Origin of the sequence: Amycolatopsis kentuckyensis (genome assembly GCF_002155975.1) — a bacterium.
In the GTDB taxonomy this organism is placed as follows: Bacteria; Actinomycetota; Actinomycetes; order Mycobacteriales; family Pseudonocardiaceae; genus Amycolatopsis; species Amycolatopsis kentuckyensis.
In genome coordinates this window covers 1-3,367 of the sequence record NZ_MUMI01000048.1, presented here as the reverse complement: position 1 = coordinate 3,367, position 3,367 = coordinate 1, and the positions used below count along the sequence as shown (strand labels likewise).

At 74.5% G+C, this 3,367-nt stretch carries 3 protein-coding genes; 2 read left to right on the top strand and 1 reads right to left on the bottom strand.

Annotated elements, in window-relative coordinates; translation table 11 throughout:
- A partial coding sequence (locus CCN39_RS05065; protein WP_143263949.1) for an acyl carrier protein occupies positions 1 to 295 on the bottom strand: 295 nt, incomplete at its 3' end.
- Positions 296 to 342: 47 nt separating this feature from the next.
- Here CCN39_RS05065 and CCN39_RS05060 point away from each other — a divergent pair.
- Both CCN39_RS05060 and CCN39_RS05055 read left to right on the top strand, forming a co-directional pair.
- Positions 343 to 2,058 (top strand): ABC transporter ATP-binding protein, encoded by a 1,716-nt coding sequence (locus CCN39_RS05060; protein WP_143263948.1) that lies wholly within the window; start codon positions 343 to 345, stop codon positions 2,056 to 2,058.
- On the top strand, positions 2,055 to 3,367 hold a 1,313-nt coding region (locus CCN39_RS05055), incomplete at its 3' end, for an ABC transporter transmembrane domain-containing protein (protein ID WP_086838830.1). The genes CCN39_RS05060 and CCN39_RS05055, both read left to right, overlap by 4 nt.

Here is a 3,367-nt window from a genome sequence, read left to right as displayed (position 1 = left end):
CGGTCCCGGCCAGGAATTCGAGGGCGCGGATCGCCGGGACATTTCCGAGAAACGCGGTCAGCGGCACCTCGGTTCCGCATTTCGCGGCCAGCGCGCGGCGCAGTTTCAGCGCACCGAGGGATTCCACGCCGAGTTCGGCGAACCGCAACGAAAGGTCGACTTCCCCGGGAGTCACCCCGATGAGGTCGGCGACACATTCACGCAGCACCGCCGCCGTGGGATCGTGGTTCAGGCGCTCCTCGAACGACACAGACGCTCCTCGCATTTCACGGACACCACTCACCCGAGCGGCCACCCCACCTTGTCGACAACGATAACCATTGTCAACTACGCTGAGCGAGAGTGACCAAGCCCATCGGAAGGACGGGACACCCGGAAGTGACTCCCCTGCGCGCCCTGCTCGCTCCGGTCCGTGTCCGGCTTCTCGCCGGCCTGGGCTGCCAGGCCGGCGCCGCGATCGCCGGCCTGACCCCGTTCGTCGCCGCGGCCGAGCTGTGCCGCCGCCTCCTCGCGGGCACGCCGATGACCGCGTTGTGGCCCCTGGTCGGGATCGCGCTCGTGGCCCTGCCGGTCCGCGCGCTCCTGCTGGTGACCGCCTCGACGCTGACCCACCTGGCCGACAACGACCTGCAGCTGTCCCTGCGGCGGCGGCTGGCCCGGCACCTGACCCGGCTCCCGCTGGGCTGGTTCGCCGCGCACGACTCCGGCCGCGTCAAGCGCGCGGTCGCCGACGACGTCGGCGCGCTGCACCACCTCGTCGCGCACGCGCTGCTCGACCTCACCACGGCCGTGGTCGCACCGCTCGCGGCCGCGGGGTACCTGGCCACGCTCGACCCATGGCTGCCGCTCGTCACCGTGGTGCCCATCGCCGTCGGGATGGTGTGGCACCGCAAGGCGATGCGGGACGTCGGCGCGCGCATGCGGGAGTACCAGGCGGCCACCGCCGCGCTCGACTCGGCGGTGGTGGAGTTCTTCGACGGCATCGCCGAGGTCAAGGCCTTCGGGCAGGCCGGCCGCGCGCACCGGCGGTTCACCGAGGCGGCCACGCGCTACGGCGGGTTCGTCGCGGGCTGGGCCCGCTCGGTGACCCCCGCGATGGCCTGGAGCCAGTTCGCGCTGTCGCCGCTGGTCACGCTGTGCACCCTGCTGCTGGCCGGCGTGCTGTTCTCCCCGGCCGACACGATCCCGTTCGTGATCGTCGGCGCCGGGCTGTCCGGGCCGCTGCTGGCCGTGGGCTACAGCATCCAGGACACCCGCGCCGGGCAGGCGGCCGCCGCGGACATCGCCGGGCTGCTCGCCACGCCGGAGCTGCCCGACGCCGGCACCGCCAGGAGCGGTGGCGCCCGGCTGGAGTTCGCGTCGGTGCGGTTCTCCTACGACGGCGAAACCGAAGTGCTGCACGGCATCGACCTCACCCTCGAACCCGGCACGGTGACCGCGCTCGTCGGGCCGTCCGGCTCCGGCAAGTCCACCGTGGCCGCGCTCGCCGCGCGCTTCCACGACGTCACCGGCGGCGCGATCCGGCTGGGCGGTGCCGACCTGCGCGACCTGCCCGTGGCAGAGCTGTACCGGCACATCGGGTTCGTGCTGCAGGACGTGCGGCTGCTGCGAACCAGCGTGGCGGCCAACATCCGGCTCGGGCGCCCCGGCGCACCGCTGGCGGACGTCCACGCGGCGGCGCGCGCGGCCCGGATCCACGAGCGGCTGCTCGCCCTCCCCCGCGGCTACGACACGATCGTCGGCGAGGAGGTCACCCTCTCGACCGGCGAGGCCCAGCGCGTGTCGATCGCGCGGGCGCTGCTCGCCGACACCCCGGTGCTGATCCTCGACGAGGCCACGGCGTCGGTGGACCCGGAGTCCGAAGCCGCGATCCAGGACGCGCTGTCCGCGTTGGTCGCGGGCCGGACCACGCTGGTGATCGCCCACCGCCTGGCGACGGTGTCCGAAGTGGACCGGATCGTGGTGCTGGACCGGGGCCGGATCACCGAGCTCGGCACGCACGAGGAGCTCATCGCGGCCGGCGGCGGGTACGCGCGGATGTGGGAGTACGCGGCATGATCCGCCGCCTGAGCGCGCTCCTGGGCCCCGCCCGCTCGCGGCCGCTGCACCGGGCCACCGCCCTGCTGGCCGTCGCCGCCGCCCTCCAGGGCGCGGTGTTCGCGTTGCTGCTGCCGATCCTGCGCGCCCCGGACGACGCCTGGCCGTGGCTGGTGGCGGTGGTCGCGGCCACCGCGGTCTGCGGGATCGCCTACCACCGCGGGGTGGTCACCGCCCGGCACGCCGGGTACACGCTGTCGGCCGACCTGCACGGCCGGATCGGCGACCACGTGGTGACCCTGCCGCTCGGCTGGTTCACCCCGGCTCGCGTGGGCTCGCTGGGCCGGCTGGCGACGCAGCACGTCATGAGTGTCATGAGCGTGCCCGCGCACCTGCTCGACCCGCTGATCGGCGCGGTGGTGACGCCCGCGGCCGCGGCCCTCGCGCTCTTCGTCGTCGACTGGCGGCTCGGGCTCGCCGCGCTGGCGGCCGCGCCGTTCGCCGTGGCGGCCTACCGGTGGTCGGGGCGGCTGGTCCGCCGCACCGACGAAGCCGCGAACGCGGCCGCCGGTGAAGCCGCCGCCCGGGTCGTCGAATTCGCGCGCAACCAGCCGGTGCTGCGGGCCTTCGGGCTCGGCGGGCCGGGGCTGCGGCTGCTCGACGACGCGCTCGTCGCCCACCGGAACGCGGCGCGCCGGCTGCTGAAGACCGCATTGCCGGGAATGGCCGGGTTCGTGGTGACGGTCCAGACCGCGTTCACCGCACTGGTGCTCGTCGCGGGGTACACCGCCCTCGACGGGAAAGTCGACATACCGACGACGGTGGTCGCGCTCGTCCTGGCCGTCCGGTTCGCCGAGCCGATGCTCGTCGCCGCCGAACTCGGCGCGGCGGTGCGGATGGCGGACGGCGCGCTGGACCGCATCGAGCGGGTGCTGGCCGAACCGCGGCTCCCGGAACCGGAAGTCTCGCGGCCGCTCGGCGCGCCGTCGATCGAGTTCGCCGGGGTGCGGTTCGGCTACGGCGGGCCGCCGGTGCTCGACGACGTCACCTTCACCGTGCCGGAACGGACGATGACGGCACTGGTCGGGACGTCCGGTGCGGGCAAGAGCACGATCCTGCGGCTGGTGCCGCGCTTCTTCGACGTCGACGGCGGCGCGGTCCGCGTCGGCGGGGCCGACGTGCGGGACCTGCGCGGCGAGGACCTGCTCCGGCAGCTCTCCCCGGTCTCCCAGCACCCGTACCTGTTCGCCGGCACGGTCGCCGACAACATCCGGTTCGGCAGGCCCGACGCGACCGACCGCGAGGTGCGCGCGGCCGCGGACCGGGCGGG